We start from the raw sequence: 12,843 nt of genomic DNA, 5'->3' as shown, positions 1-12,843 counted from the left end.
CATGATTAAGGTTGACCGGCGAAAGCGCCGGTCAGCTTTGTTCCGGCGCTGGCCGCCGCGGCGGGAATCAGCTTGAACAGGACAACGACCTCGCTTGCGGTTGGCCAGGATACCCGGTCTTGTCACCGGGAAATTGGTCCATATCTGTGGGCTCGGTCTTGAAGTTCTGCATCACGGGGCCACTGTCCGTCGCTGCTCGCTGAACGAGCCTCACCTGCGGCGGCCAGTCGTCTTCAACTGCTGGTCCAACCCTTGGGTGATTCATGCGCGATCCCGTCGAAACCTATATGAACCTTGTGCCCATGGTGGTCGAGCAGACCAACCGCGGTGAGCGCGCCTACGACATCTTCTCGCGCCTCCTGAAGGAGCGCATCATCTTCGTGACCGGTCCGGTCGAGGACGGCATGGCGACGTTGATCGTCGCGCAGCTGCTCTTCCTCGAGGCCGAGAACCCGAAGAAGGAGATCGCGATGTACATCAACTCGCCGGGCGGCGTGGTGACGTCGGGCCTCGCGATCTACGACACGATGCAGTTCATCCGTCCTGCGGTATCGACGTTGTGCACCGGCCAGGCGGCCTCGATGGGCTCGCTGCTGCTGTGCGCCGGCCACAAGGACATGCGCTTCTCGCTGCCGAACTCGCGCATCATGGTGCATCAGCCGTCCGGCGGCTTCCAGGGCCAGGCGACCGACATCATGCTGCATGCCCAGGAGATCCTGAGCCTGAAGAAGCGGCTCAACGAGATCTACGTCAAGCACACCGGCCAGCCCTACAAGGCGATCGAGGATGCGCTGGAACGCGACAAATTCCTCACGGCGGAAGCCGCCCAGGAGTTCGGCCTGATCGACAAGGTGCTCGACAAGCGGCCGGAAGATCCGGCGGCGATGGGCAAGTGAGCCAACAATAAGCGAGGCGGGGCCCGATGCGCGGGCCTCGGGATGCAACGGCGGCTCCTTTGCCGGCTTCGGCTGGGAAAGGTGCTGAGGTAGGGTCTCAAAAGGGCCGCAACCCTGCCGTGCAACCGGCAAACAGGCGTGGCAAACCCGCAACGTTCAGCCGATTTCGCGTGTTCTTACCGTGTCAAGCCCCAAAATCACGGTAATGTCACGGTCTAGGGTCTGTCCTCCGATTAGCGAATTCTTGATAGTCGGATGACAGCATGATTGGCTAGAGTGTCCAGTTATGGATCGTGGGGGATTCGCGTAGGCCGTGGGTGCACGGCGGGTGAAGAACAAGGTCTTAATTTTGGTACGAAATTTGCTCTTTCACCAATCTGGACCGGCCTTTGCCGGATCGGAGCGAACGAGCGGACAAGAGCGAACCGCGGACGGAGACAGGAATGAGTAAGGTCGGCCAGGGCGATGCCAAGAACACGCTATATTGCTCGTTCTGCGGTAAGAGCCAGCACGAAGTCCGCAAACTGATCGCAGGTCCAACCGTCTTCATTTGCGACGAGTGCGTCGAGCTCTGCATGGACATCATCCGCGAGGAGAACAAGTCCTCGCTGGTCAAGTCGCGCGACGGCATTCCGACCCCGAAGGAGATCTGCAAGGTTCTCGACGATTACGTGATCGGTCAGAACCATGCCAAGAAGGTGCTGTCGGTCGCCGTGCACAACCACTACAAGCGGCTCAACCACCAGACCAAGCACTCCGACGTCGAGCTCGCGAAGTCGAACATCCTGCTGATCGGTCCGACCGGCTCGGGCAAGACGCTGCTCGCGCAGACGCTCGCCCGCATCCTCGACGTGCCGTTCACGATGGCGGATGCGACGACCCTGACCGAGGCCGGCTATGTCGGTGAGGACGTCGAGAACATCATCCTGAAGCTGCTGCAGGCCGCCGACTACAATGTCGAGCGTGCGCAGCGTGGCATTGTCTACATCGACGAGATCGACAAGATCAGTCGCAAGTCGGACAATCCCTCTATCACCCGCGACGTGTCGGGCGAGGGTGTCCAGCAGGCGCTGCTCAAGATCATGGAAGGCACGGTTGCATCGGTTCCGCCGCAGGGTGGCCGCAAGCATCCGCAGCAGGAATTCCTGCAGGTCGACACCACCAACATCCTGTTCATCTGCGGTGGTGCGTTCTCCGGCCTCGAGAAGATCATCTCGGCGCGCGGCCGGTCGACCTCGATCGGCTTCGCCGCCCAGGTGCTGGCGCCGGAAGACCGCCGCACCGGCGAGATCTTCCGTCACGTCGAGCCCGAGGATCTCCTGAAGTACGGCCTGATCCCGGAGTTCGTCGGCCGTCTGCCGGTCGTGGCGACGCTCGAGGATCTGGACGAGAACTCGCTGAAGAAGATCCTGACCGAGCCGAAGAACGCGCTGGTGAAGCAGTATCAGCGGCTGTTCGAAATGGAGAACATCGAGCTGACCTTCGCCGACGAGGCGCTGGGCGCAGTGGCCCGCAAGGCCATCGAGCGCAAGACCGGTGCGCGCGGCCTGCGGTCGATCCTCGAGAGCATTCTGCTCGAGACGATGTTCGACCTGCCGGGTCTCGAAGGCGTCGAGGAAGTGGTCATCTCGCGCGAGGTGGTCGAGGGCACCGCCCGTCCGCTCTACATCTACGCCGATCGTTCCGATCGCGCGGTGGAAAGCAGCGCCAGCGCGTGACGCGCGCTGGTACCATAGACAGAAGACCTCGATTTGTTGGATTGGCGATCGCTGCGGACCTCGCGTCCGCGGCATCGCAGCGTTTCAGTATCCCGCCGCGTAAAGCCATTTTTGGCGGGTGTTTACCGATACTTGACACCCCCCGGGTCGATAGCCACCTAATGTCGCGTGGCGATACAAATCTCAATCCCGGGATTCGCCTCAACAAACGATCCGAAACAAGCGGGCGATATCGACGCGTCAGTGATGTCCGGATCAGATCGCACCTTGTGGCGGTTGCGCACGATGGCGGACTGCGTGCAAGGGGGCTAAACAAAAGGAACAGGCCATGACGACCCCCAAACCCCGGCCGACCATCGTTTACGGCGAGAGCCACGCTTATCCGGTTCTGCCGCTCCGCGACATCGTCGTCTTCCCGCACAACATCGTTCCGCTGTTCGTCGGCCGCGAGAAGTCCATCCGCGCCCTCGAAGAGGTGATGAAGAACGACGCGCTGGTGATGCTGGCGACGCAGAAGAACGCGTCCGACGATGATCCAGCTCCGGATGCGATCTACGAGACCGGGACGCTCGCCAGCGTGCTGCAACTCCTGAAGCTGCCCGACGGCACCGTGAAGGTGCTGGTCGAAGGCCTGGAGCGCGCGCGCGTCGAGAAGTACACCGATCGTGCCGACTACTACGAAGCCACCGCCGTCGCGCTCGAGGACACCGATGCCAAGTCGGTCGAGGCCGAAGCGCTGGGCCGCTCCGTCGTGTCGGACTTCGAGAGCTATGTGAAGCTGAACAAGAAGATCTCGGCGGAAGTGGTCGGCGTCGTTCAGTCGATCACCGATTTCGGCAAGCTGGCGGACACCGTTGCCTCGCATCTCGCCGTCAAGATCGCCGATCGCCAGGGCATCCTGGAGACGCTGTCCGTCACCACGCGCCTGGAGAAGGTGCTGGGCCTGATGGAGAGCGAGATCTCGGTGCTGCAGGTCGAGAAGCGCATCCGCTCGCGTGTCAAGCGCCAGATGGAGAAGACCCAGCGCGAGTACTACCTGAATGAGCAGATGAAGGCCATTCAGAAGGAGCTGGGTGACGAGGACGGCCGCGACGAGCTCGCCGATCTGGAAGAGCGCATCAACAAGACCAAGCTCTCCAAGGAAGCACGCGAGAAGGCCCAGCACGAATTGAAGAAGCTGCGCCAGATGTCGCCGATGTCCGCGGAAGCGACCGTCGTGCGCAACTATCTGGATTGGCTGCTGTCGATTCCGTGGAACAAGAAGTCCAAGGTGAAGAAGGATCTGGAGGCCGCGCAGGCGGTCCTGGATGCGGATCACTATGGTCTGGAGAAGGTCAAGGACCGCATCGTCGAGTATCTCGCCGTGCAGTCGCGCGCCAACAAGCTGACCGGCCCGATCCTGTGCCTGGTCGGACCTCCCGGCGTCGGCAAGACCTCGCTCGGCAAGTCGATCGCGAAGGCCACGGGCCGCGAGTTCGTTCGCGTGTCGCTGGGCGGCGTGCGCGACGAGGCGGAGATCCGTGGTCATCGCCGGACCTATATCGGTTCGATGCCCGGCAAGATCATCCAGTCCATGCGCAAGGCCAAGACCTCGAATCCGCTGTTCCTGCTGGACGAGATCGACAAGATGGGCTCGGACTTCCGGGGTGACCCGTCGTCGGCGCTGCTGGAGGTCCTGGACCCCGAGCAGAACACGACGTTCAACGATCACTATCTGGAGGTCGACTACGACCTGTCCAACGTGATGTTCATCACGACCGCGAATACGCTGAATATTCCGGGACCGCTGATGGACCGCATGGAGATCATCCGCATCGCGGGCTACACCGAGACCGAAAAGCTCGAGATTGCCCGCAAGCACCTGATCCCCAGCGCGATCTCCAAGCACGGCCTGGACTCGAAGGAGTGGTCGATCGACGACGACGCGTTGCTGCTCGTGATCCGGCGCTACACCCGCGAGGCGGGCGTGCGTAATTTGGAGCGTGAGATTTCCACACTGGCCCGCAAGGCCGTGAAGGAGCTCATGATGTCCAAGAAGAAGTCGGTGAAGATCACCGAGAAGACCGTCGAGGAATTCTTGGGTGTTCCGAAGTACCGCTTCGGCGAAATCGAGAGCGACGACCAGGTCGGCATCGTGACGGGTCTGGCGTGGACGGATGTCGGCGGCGAGCTGCTGACGATCGAAGGCGTCATGATGCCCGGCAAGGGCAAGATGACGGTGACGGGCAATCTGCGCGACGTCATGAAGGAGTCGATCTCCGCGGCGGCCTCGTTCGTCCGCTCCAGGGCGATCAACTACGGCATCGAGCCGCCGTTGTTCGACCGGCGCGACATCCACGTCCACGTGCCGGAGGGGGCAACCCCGAAGGACGGCCCCTCGGCCGGCGTGGCCATGGCGACGACCATCATCTCGGTGATGACCGGCATTCCGGTCCGTCACGACGTCGCGATGACCGGCGAGATCACGCTGCGTGGTCGGGTGCTGCCGATCGGCGGTCTGAAGGAGAAGCTGCTGGCTGCCGCGCGCGGCGGCATCAAGACGGTGCTGATCCCCGAGGACAACGCCAAGGATCTCACGGAGATTTCCGATGCGATCAAGGGCGGCATGGAGATCATCCCGGTGGCTCGTCTCGACGACGTCGTGGCTCGGGCCCTGGTCCGCAAGCCGGTGCCGATCGTCTGGGAAGAGGACACCAAGGTGCCGGTGAAGGCCGACGGCGACGAAGCCGCCGGCGGCCTGACCGCCCACTGAGGATCGAACTGATCCAAGAAACGGCGCCCGTAAGGGCGCCGTTTTCGTTTGCGGATCGCTCTGGCCTTGCTGGGGTGTCCCAAAAGTCGCGGTAGCGAAGCAGGCTTTCCCGCGCTGCGGTGCGGTTCCGGCGTTGATTGCACGTCGGGCAGGGGGTAAAGAAGCGCGACGTGAGGGCGGCTAGCTCAGCTGGTTAGAGCATCTCGTTTACACCGAGAGGGTCGGGAGTTCGAATCTCTCGCCGCCTACCATTCGCAATAGTCGGATCGCGCGCCGAGCTGCTATCGCGGCGAACGCAGATTCTCCAGGCCCAAGGCAATCCTCTCCAGGAGCACGTTCGTGCGCTTGGTTTCATCGAGCTGCTGCTCGTGCAACCGAGCGACCATCGTCAATGAGCCGCCGCGGCCAAGCCAGAACCAAACCCCGATCAGAATGATGAAGGGGAGCCAGGAGACGATCAGCTCCATCAGCCATTGTTGCATCACACCCCATTCCACTATTCAGACAACCATTTCAGGTGGCAGCATAGCTGTACCACAGCCTCCTGGCGAGACATAGCTGCGCGGCGATGCCTGCGACAGACAGGGTTTAGATTCCTTTTCGGCAACTGGTGCGAACCAGGATGATTTTGCGTGGCGACCGGCTGTTGTTCGGTTAGCCTCGCGTGGTGAAACTTCGCGGACGAACCGATGACCGACTTCCTGCGCCACTGCACCGGCGGACACGAGCGCGCCATTGTCGCGGGCACCGAGCTGCTCCAGGAGGGCCACAGCACCGGGCATCTCTACATCCTGCTCGAAGGACGTCTGGAGGTGATCAAGGCCGGCGCCACGGTGGCGGTCGTCTCCGAGCCCGGCGCGCTGTTCGGCGAGATGTCGCTGCTGCTGGAGCAGCCGCACACGGCGACCGTGCGGGCGCTGGCCGAGTGCCGGATCTACGAGATCCCGGATGCGCCGCGCTTCCTCACTGAAAATCCCGAGGCGACGCTCGCCATCGCCCGCATGCTGGCGCAGCGTCTCAATGTCGCCAACACCTATCTCGCCGACCTCAAGCGGCAATATGCCGGCCACGGCACGCATCTCGCGATGGTCGGCGACGTTCTGCAGAGCATGATCAACCTGCCGCCGCAGCAGGTCGCGCCAGGAACGGATCTGGAATCCGATCCACGGCTCTGAGCCAGTCCGGCGCTGATGTCACCGGCTGCGCCGGGCGCTGCAGGGGCGCGGCGAGGTCGATCCATTCGGCTTGCCCCGCCGCCAGCCAGAAGGCGCGCTGCTCGTCGGTGTCGAGCACCATGTAGGTCGGCGGCCGTCCGGGCTGCCGCCCGGTGTTGAACACCCAGGTCTCCCCTAAGCGATCGAACCACGAGCCGTCCTTGATGAAGGGCGACTGATGGACGTGGCCGGAGATCACCATGGCCGGCCGATGCCGTGCGATGAAGCCTTCGAGCTCGGTGTCGCCGAAGAAGCGCTTGCCGCCCCAACTGACGGGAGAGTTGGCGGGCGGCGCGTGATGCACCCAGATCCAGCGATCGGGCCTGCGGGCGGCGGCGGCTTCGAGCTGGCGCGCGATCGCGGCCTTCACGCGCGGGCCGTCCCACCACGGGCAGACCGAGAACATGATGCCGCCGACCAGGAGATCGTCGCCATCGGAGGCGATGCCGAGCGCGCGAACGGTGCCGATCCAGGCCGCGATCTTCTCGCCGTCCGCGCTACGCTCCTCCAGGTCGTGATTGCCGGAGCAGATCATCACGCGCGTCCTGGCGGCGAGCAGCCCGAGATACTTCTTCACGACGACGATCTGCGCGCGGATGTCGACGATCGAGGCGAGGTCGAGCGCATCGCCGGCGAACACCACCATGTCGAAATGCTCGGCCGCCGCGACCAGCCAGTCGAACTGCGGCAACGTGTAGTGAAGATCGGCAACGATGAGACAGCGCATGAGGCTCCTGACGCGCAGGATCGAAGCAAGAGCGGGACCATATTATGCCCCCGCTATTGCATCTCGATGCCGTGGACGCCAGCAAGACCAGGACGTTTCCTGGTCTGTCGACGCCGGTGGTATGATGTTGGCGCGACATCGCGCGCGCGGGCCTTGACAGGCAAGACGCGCGCATGCGCGATGCCAGCTCTCACGATGACCTCAACCAGACAAGGCGCATCATGCAATTGCCTTCAGGAGACGACCGCAACGCCGACCAGATCGCCTACTGGAACGGGCCCGGCGGCCAGCGCTGGTCGGATCGTCAGGAGGCGCAGGACATCCTGCTCGCCCCGGTGTCGCAGATCCTGATCGAGCGCATTGCCGCAAAGCCGGGTGATCGCATCCTCGACATCGGCTGCGGCTGCGGTGGTCTTTCGATCGCGCTCGCCCGGCAGGTGAACCCTGGCGGACATGTGCTCGGGGTCGACATCTCCGCGCCGATGCTGGAGCGGGCGCGCGCGGTGGTGCCGGCCGGGCTTGCCACCGAGTTCGTGCTGGCCGACGCCACCGTGCATCCGTTCCCGGCTGCGAGCTTCGATTTGCTCGTCTCGCGTTTCGGCGTGATGTTCTTCGCCGACCCCGTGGCATCCTTCGCCAACATGCGCCGCGCGCTGAAGCCGGGCGGGCGCGTCGTGTTCGCCTGCTGGCGCGAGCCGAAGGCCAATCCCTGGATGATCGCGCCGCTGCAGGCGGTGTATCGCCATGTCCCGAAGCTGCCGGAGATGGCGCCGGAGGATCCCGGCCCGTTCGCGTTCGCATCCGAGGCGCGGGTGACGCGGATCCTCGGCGAAGCCGGCTTCACCGATGTCGCGCTGCAGCCGCACGCTCTGTCGCTCGACATCGCGCGCGGGCAGGGGCTGGACGCCGCGGTGCAATCGGCGTTCGAGATCGGCCCCGCCAGCCGCGCGCTGGAGGGGCACCCGGCGGAGACGCGCGAGGCGGCGCGGCTCTCGGTGAGCGAACTGCTTGCGCAGCATCAGGATGGCGGCAGCGTCACGCTGCCGGGCTCGATCTGGCTGGTGACGGCGCGCGCCTGAGGCCGTACCGGGCGGTCCTCAGGAGCGCTCCTCCCAGATCATCGCCAGATGGACGATGGTCTGCACCGCCTTCTCCATGTCGCGGACGCTGACCCACTCCTGCCGGGAGTGGAAGGCGTGCTCGCCTGCGAAGATGTTGGGGCAGGGCAGCCCCATGAAGGACAGCCGCGAGCCGTCGGTGCCGCCACGGATCGAGGTGCGCACCGGCGTGAGCCCGGCACGCCGGATCGCGTCCTCGGCATAGGTCACGATCTCGGGATGTAGATCGATGACCTCCTTCATGTTGCGGTATTGCTGCCGGACCTCCATCCGGTAGCTGGAATGCGGATAGTTCGTCATGACGTCCCTGACGACATCCTCCAGCAGCGCCTCCTTCTGCCGCAATCCCTGTTCGCTGAAATCACGCACGATGAAATCGAGCCGTGCCTGCTCCAGCGTGCCGGAGATCCCGACCGGATGCAGAAAGCCCTCCTTGCCCTCGGTGGTTTCCGGCGAGCACGTGTCCTTCGGCAGGCGATCGACGATGGCCGATGCAATCTTGATGGCGTGCTCGATCTTGCCCTTGGCAAAGCCGGGATGGGCGCTGACGCCGTTGATGGTGATGGTCGCGCCGTCGGCGGAGAAGGTCTCATCCTCGATATTCCCGGCGGTCTCGCCGTCCATCGTGTAGCCGAAATCGGCGCTGAGCTTCTTCAGGTCGACCCGGTCGACGCCGCGCCCGATCTCCTCATCCGGCGTGAACAGGATCTTGATCGTGCCGTGCTTGATCTGGGGATTGCTCAGCAGGAATTGCGCCGCGTCCATGATCTCGGCGATGCCGGCCTTGTTGTCGGCGCCGAGCAGCGTCGTGCCGTCCGAGGTGACGATATCGTTGCCGATCTGGTCCTTCAGTGCCGGGTGCTCGCCCGGACGGATCACCTGGCTGGAGTCGCCCGGCAGGACGATCTCGCCGCCCTGATAGTTGCGGACGATCTGCGGCTTCACGTTGGCGCCCGAGCAGTCGGGCGAGGTGTCCATATGCGAGCAGAAGCAGATCACGGGCACCCGCTTGTCGGTCGTCGCCGGGATCGTTGCATAGACGTAGCCGTGCTCGTCGAGATGAGCATCGGACAGCCCCATCGCCTGCAACTCGGCCGCGAGCAGCCGGCCGAGATTCTTCTGCTTGATGGTGGAAGGGCATGTCGGCGAAGTCGGATCGGACTGAGTGTCGATCACGACATAGCGGAGGAATCGGTCGAGGACGGAGTGGGTGAAGCGGAGCGACGTGTCGGACATGAGCACCACGAAAGTCGAGAGGATTATGTTACCGTCATAGCAAACATACTAATATATCAACTTTGCGTATACCACATACCAGATCTGCGAAGCAGCCACTAATGTGTCACGCCGCGGGTAGAAAGTCTCGACGCACCAATGGCGATATTGAGTTCAGAACGGGACGAGACTTGGCGAGCTTCCTCGCGCTTCGGAGCGCCAGCGGGCGCCTTATCGAACATGGTCCGATTCGGAGATCCTTCCACCTGTCGCTCTGTCCCTCCGATGCCTGCGGACATATGCCTCGGCGGCGGCAGCCAAAGGTGACGATCGGAGCGTTCGGCCACGGCGCCAGGCCCGCGAACCCTGAGCTCGAGGGACACCGGCATGGCTGCCAGGGGCATGACTGGTTGGTCTGTTGGGGGCTCATCAACGACTTCTCACAAATCGGTTTCATTGTCCTTGACTTCGAAACATCGCCCCTTTAAGTCGCACTCCTCCGCGGATTTCGCGATCACGCGGGAGTAGCTCAGTTGGTTAGAGCGCCGGCCTGTCACGCCGGAGGTCGCGGGTTCGAGCCCCGTCTCTCGCGCCATTTCAGATGGCTCATCTCCCTCAGCCCGATCCTGCTTCCAGTGCGCACCGTCTCGTGCATCCGCGCCCGTCTGTCTTGGACAAGGCGGCCGCTGCGCAGCGGGGGCGGCGCGTGCGATGCGACCTCTGGCGGACTGCGCCCACGAAAAAGGCCGCCACGAGGGCGGCCCGACGGGCATCCGAAGCTGATCGGCGCGGCGCCTTCGATGCTCAACGCACCATCGAGCCGTTGGAACTGGTCACGACGACCGGCTTGCCGGCCTTGACCGGCGCATGCGAGGCCGTCTGGCTGTAGTCGGCATTGGTCCGGGCCGCGATCCCGAACGCGGTCACGGCGATGCCGGCGATGAGGGCCACGACCACGATCTTCAGATGGGTCGAGCGGTCTGCGGAATGGATCGAGTGGTTCATGTCAGCCTCCCGGCGTCTCAGAGCGCCACTTTGTTGCCGGGATGTGTACCTTCGCTTTGTTTCGATCCGGTTTCTTGGTTTCCTCAAAATGGTTTCATCGGTTGCAGCGCTCGCTGCGGCAATCGGGAGTAAGCGGCGCGGTGGGGCGGATCGACCGGCATTCGGTCTTTGCCCTTGGCCAGGTCGAGCCGGGCCCATGGCTTGTCACGGCTCCGTGCTGTGGATGACCTTGATTCGGCGGCCGACGGCGGCCATCTAGCCGATGGCGGTTGCGTATCGGACGATCGCCCAATCGCGATCAGTCGCTCCCGCTCGGTCGCCGCGTCGCAGCCTGTTTCCGCCTATCTCTGGCATGCGCACAACGCCGTGCGTGCTTGCGACCGCTGCCCGTCCGCGTTGGTCACGTGACATGCGACACCGTAATGCTGCGGGTCTGCGATGCCGGCCGCGCACGCGTCCTGGCCTTGCCACGGGCTGCTGTGTGTCCGGCACTCCGCAATGTGGGGAGGGATGACGGCGGCGAGACGGCTCGTCTTGCGCGGCTTGGTGCGCTGCGCTAAGGCTTCGACCAATTCCAATGCAGCGAGTCTGCGGTTTGCACCGAAACCGCAGAGGAAAGTGGCGCCGATGACCGGCATCCTTCAGAACTATCTCCCCCTCGTCGTTTTCATAGGTGTCGCGGCCATCATCGGGGTGGTGCTGCTGATCGCGCCCTTCGTGGTCGCCTACCAGCAGCCCGATCCCGAGAAGCTCTCGGCTTACGAGTGCGGCTTCAATGCGTTCGACGACGCCCGCATGAAGTTCGATGTCCGCTTCTATCTGGTTGCCATCCTTTTCATCATCTTCGACCTCGAAGTCGCCTTCCTGTTCCCCTGGGCAGTCGCATTCGGCAAGCTCGGCGCGGCCGGCTTCTGGTCGATGCTGGTGTTCCTGGCCGTGCTGACGGTCGGGTTTGCCTACGAATGGAAGAAAGGCGCGCTTGAATGGGATTGAGCCCGACCCCGTCCTCCGGTCCGGTGATCGCACCGGCCCCCAAGGGCATTCTCGATCCCGCGACCGGCAGGCCTGTTGGTGCCAACGACCCGTATTTCCTCGAGGTCAAGCACGAGCTGTCGGACAAGGGATTCTTCGTCGCCACCGCTGACGATCTCATCACCTGGGCCCGTACGGGCTCGCTGATGTGGATGACGTTCGGTCTGGCCTGCTGCGCCGTCGAGATGATGCAGGTCTCGATGCCGCGCTACGACGTCGAGCGCTTCGGCTTCGCGCCGCGCGCCTCGCCGCGCCAGTCCGACGTGATGATCGTCGCCGGCACCCTGACCAACAAGATGGCGCCGGCGCTGCGCAAAGTCTACGACCAGATGCCGGAGCCGCGCTACGTCATCTCGATGGGCTCCTGCGCCAATGGCGGCGGCTACTACCACTATTCCTATTCGGTGGTCCGCGGCTGCGACCGTATCGTTCCCATTGACATCTACGTGCCCGGCTGTCCGCCGACCGCGGAAGCGCTGCTGTACGGTGTTCTGTTGCTGCAGAAGAAGATCCGGCGCACCGGCACCATCGAACGCTGAAGGTTTTTCGTTATGGACGACGGCAGGCTCGACGCCCTTGGGCAGACGATCGTGAGCGCGCTTCCCGGCGCGGCGATCGGGCATTCGGTTGCTTTCAACCAACTCACGGTGACCGTGGAGCCCGCCCGGATCGTCGAGGTCGTGAAGTATCTGCGCGATGACCCCGGTTGCCGGTTCATCAACTTCACCGACATCACGGCGGTCGATTATCCCGAGCGCGCCAAGCGCTTCGAGGTCGTCTATCACTTCCTGTCGCCGACGATGAATACCCGCATCCGGCTCAAGGCCGAAGCCGACGAGACGACCCAGGTGCCCTCGATCATCGACGTCTTCCCGGGCGCCGACTGGTTCGAGCGCGAGGCCTACGACCTCTATGGCGTGATCTTCGTCGGCCATCCCGACATGCGCCGGCTGCTGACCGATTACGGCTTCGACGGCCACCCGCTGCGCAAGGACTTCCCGACAACCGGTTTCGTCGAGGTGCGCTACGACGACCAGGAGAAGCGGGTGATCTACGAGCCGGTCCGGCTCAACCAGGAATTCCGCAAGTTCGATTTTCTCTCGCCCTGGGAAGGCGCGGACTATCCGCTGCCGGGCGATGAGAAAGCGACGAAGTGAGTGGGAGCG

12 protein-coding genes and 2 tRNA genes are annotated in these 12,843 nt (G+C 63.6%); 10 read left to right on the top strand and 4 right to left on the bottom strand.

What is annotated here, in order from left to right; translation table 11 throughout:
- The first annotated feature begins 263 nt into the window (after positions 1-263).
- From QXZ94_RS11215 to QXZ94_RS11200, 4 genes are all read left to right on the top strand, one after another.
- Positions 264-896 carry an ATP-dependent Clp protease proteolytic subunit gene (locus tag QXZ94_RS11215; protein WP_006611023.1) on the top strand — a complete coding sequence of 211 codons (633 nt, stop codon included), beginning with the start codon at positions 264-266 and terminating at the stop codon, positions 894-896.
- A 443-nt stretch (positions 897-1,339) separates the two neighbouring features.
- Entirely contained in the window at positions 1,340-2,614 is a 1,275-nt protein-coding gene (clpX, locus tag QXZ94_RS11210; RefSeq protein ID WP_172109611.1) for an ATP-dependent Clp protease ATP-binding subunit ClpX, read from the top strand.
- Between the two features lie 328 nt (positions 2,615-2,942).
- Positions 2,943-5,366: an endopeptidase La gene (gene lon / locus QXZ94_RS11205; protein ID WP_006611021.1), complete on the top strand. Its 2,424-nt coding sequence runs from the start codon at positions 2,943-2,945 to the stop codon at positions 5,364-5,366.
- A 174-nt stretch (positions 5,367-5,540) separates the two neighbouring features.
- Positions 5,541-5,617 (top strand) — tRNA-Val (locus QXZ94_RS11200).
- 30 nt (positions 5,618-5,647) lie between these two features.
- Here the strand turns inward: QXZ94_RS11200 and QXZ94_RS11195 are convergent.
- Complete coding sequence (locus QXZ94_RS11195; protein WP_315720449.1) at positions 5,648-5,848, bottom strand: hypothetical protein; 201 nt, start codon at positions 5,846-5,848, stop codon at positions 5,648-5,650.
- A 207-nt stretch (positions 5,849-6,055) separates the two neighbouring features.
- On the opposite strand from QXZ94_RS11195, the gene QXZ94_RS11190 reads away from it, so the two are divergent.
- Positions 6,056-6,541, top strand: a complete 486-nt coding sequence (locus tag QXZ94_RS11190) for a Crp/Fnr family transcriptional regulator (protein WP_315720448.1) — start codon at positions 6,056-6,058, stop codon at positions 6,539-6,541.
- On the opposite strand, the gene QXZ94_RS11185 is transcribed toward QXZ94_RS11190, so the two are convergent.
- Positions 6,480-7,307 (bottom strand): metallophosphoesterase family protein, encoded by an 828-nt coding sequence (locus QXZ94_RS11185; RefSeq protein ID WP_315720447.1) that lies wholly within the window; start codon positions 7,305-7,307, stop codon positions 6,480-6,482. The two genes, QXZ94_RS11190 and QXZ94_RS11185, sit on opposite strands and share 62 nt — an antisense overlap.
- A gap of 221 nt (positions 7,308-7,528) precedes the next feature.
- On the opposite strand from QXZ94_RS11185, the gene QXZ94_RS11180 reads away from it, so the two are divergent.
- A complete protein-coding gene (locus QXZ94_RS11180; RefSeq protein ID WP_315726202.1) occupies positions 7,529-8,386 on the top strand; it encodes a class I SAM-dependent methyltransferase in 858 nt (285 codons plus the stop codon).
- A gap of 18 nt (positions 8,387-8,404) precedes the next feature.
- On the opposite strand, the gene pepT is transcribed toward QXZ94_RS11180, so the two are convergent.
- Positions 8,405-9,661, bottom strand: coding sequence for a peptidase T (pepT, locus tag QXZ94_RS11175; protein ID WP_315720446.1), 1,257 nt, complete (start codon positions 9,659-9,661; stop codon positions 8,405-8,407).
- A gap of 497 nt (positions 9,662-10,158) precedes the next feature.
- Here pepT and QXZ94_RS11170 point away from each other — a divergent pair.
- Positions 10,159-10,235, top strand: a tRNA-Asp gene (locus QXZ94_RS11170).
- Between the two features lie 209 nt (positions 10,236-10,444).
- On the opposite strand, the gene QXZ94_RS11165 is transcribed toward QXZ94_RS11170, so the two are convergent.
- Entirely contained in the window at positions 10,445-10,645 is a 201-nt protein-coding gene (locus QXZ94_RS11165; RefSeq protein ID WP_172109606.1) for a hypothetical protein, read from the bottom strand.
- Between the two features lie 627 nt (positions 10,646-11,272).
- Between QXZ94_RS11165 and QXZ94_RS11160 the strand changes: the two genes are divergently transcribed.
- The 3 genes from QXZ94_RS11160 to QXZ94_RS11150 are packed head-to-tail and all read left to right on the top strand — an operon-like array spanning position 11,273 to position 12,834.
- On the top strand, positions 11,273-11,638 hold the full coding sequence (locus tag QXZ94_RS11160) for an NADH-quinone oxidoreductase subunit A (RefSeq protein ID WP_006611013.1): 366 nt from the start codon (positions 11,273-11,275) through the stop codon (positions 11,636-11,638).
- Complete coding sequence (locus tag QXZ94_RS11155) at positions 11,635-12,216, top strand: NuoB/complex I 20 kDa subunit family protein (RefSeq protein WP_006611012.1); 582 nt, start codon at positions 11,635-11,637, stop codon at positions 12,214-12,216. Before QXZ94_RS11160 ends, QXZ94_RS11155 begins: the two co-directional genes overlap by 4 nt.
- Before the next feature lie 12 nt (positions 12,217-12,228).
- On the top strand, positions 12,229-12,834 hold the full coding sequence (locus QXZ94_RS11150; RefSeq protein WP_315720445.1) for an NADH-quinone oxidoreductase subunit C: 606 nt from the start codon (positions 12,229-12,231) through the stop codon (positions 12,832-12,834).
- Positions 12,835-12,843: the final 9 nt, after the last annotated feature.

The sequence above is a fragment of the Bradyrhizobium sp. SZCCHNS2022 genome, assembly GCF_032377575.1.
GTDB classification, from domain to species: domain Bacteria; phylum Pseudomonadota; class Alphaproteobacteria; order Rhizobiales; family Xanthobacteraceae; genus Bradyrhizobium; species Bradyrhizobium aeschynomenes.
Note: the sequence above shows the minus strand (reverse complement) of the source record. Positions and strands in the feature narration are given on the sequence as shown.

Excerpts from the sequence above, each read along its gene's own strand:
- QXZ94_RS11215 (WP_006611023.1), top strand. The coding sequence starts at position 264 with ATGCGCGATCCCGTCGAAACCTATATGAACCTTGTGCCCATGGTGGTC.
- clpX (WP_172109611.1), top strand. The coding sequence starts at position 1,340 with ATGAGTAAGGTCGGCCAGGGCGATGCCAAGAACACGCTATATTGCTCG.
- lon (WP_006611021.1), top strand. The coding sequence starts at position 2,943 with ATGACGACCCCCAAACCCCGGCCGACCATCGTTTACGGCGAGAGCCAC.
- QXZ94_RS11195 (WP_315720449.1), bottom strand. The coding sequence starts at position 5,848 with ATGCAACAATGGCTGATGGAGCTGATCGTCTCCTGGCTCCCCTTCATC.
- QXZ94_RS11190 (WP_315720448.1), top strand. The coding sequence starts at position 6,056 with ATGACCGACTTCCTGCGCCACTGCACCGGCGGACACGAGCGCGCCATT.
- QXZ94_RS11185 (WP_315720447.1), bottom strand. The coding sequence starts at position 7,307 with ATGCGCTGTCTCATCGTTGCCGATCTTCACTACACGTTGCCGCAGTTC.
- QXZ94_RS11180 (WP_315726202.1), top strand. The coding sequence starts at position 7,529 with ATGCAATTGCCTTCAGGAGACGACCGCAACGCCGACCAGATCGCCTAC.
- pepT (WP_315720446.1), bottom strand. The coding sequence starts at position 9,661 with ATGTCCGACACGTCGCTCCGCTTCACCCACTCCGTCCTCGACCGATTC.
- QXZ94_RS11165 (WP_172109606.1), bottom strand. The coding sequence starts at position 10,645 with ATGAACCACTCGATCCATTCCGCAGACCGCTCGACCCATCTGAAGATC.
- QXZ94_RS11160 (WP_006611013.1), top strand. The coding sequence starts at position 11,273 with ATGACCGGCATCCTTCAGAACTATCTCCCCCTCGTCGTTTTCATAGGT.
- QXZ94_RS11150 (WP_315720445.1), top strand. The coding sequence starts at position 12,229 with ATGGACGACGGCAGGCTCGACGCCCTTGGGCAGACGATCGTGAGCGCG.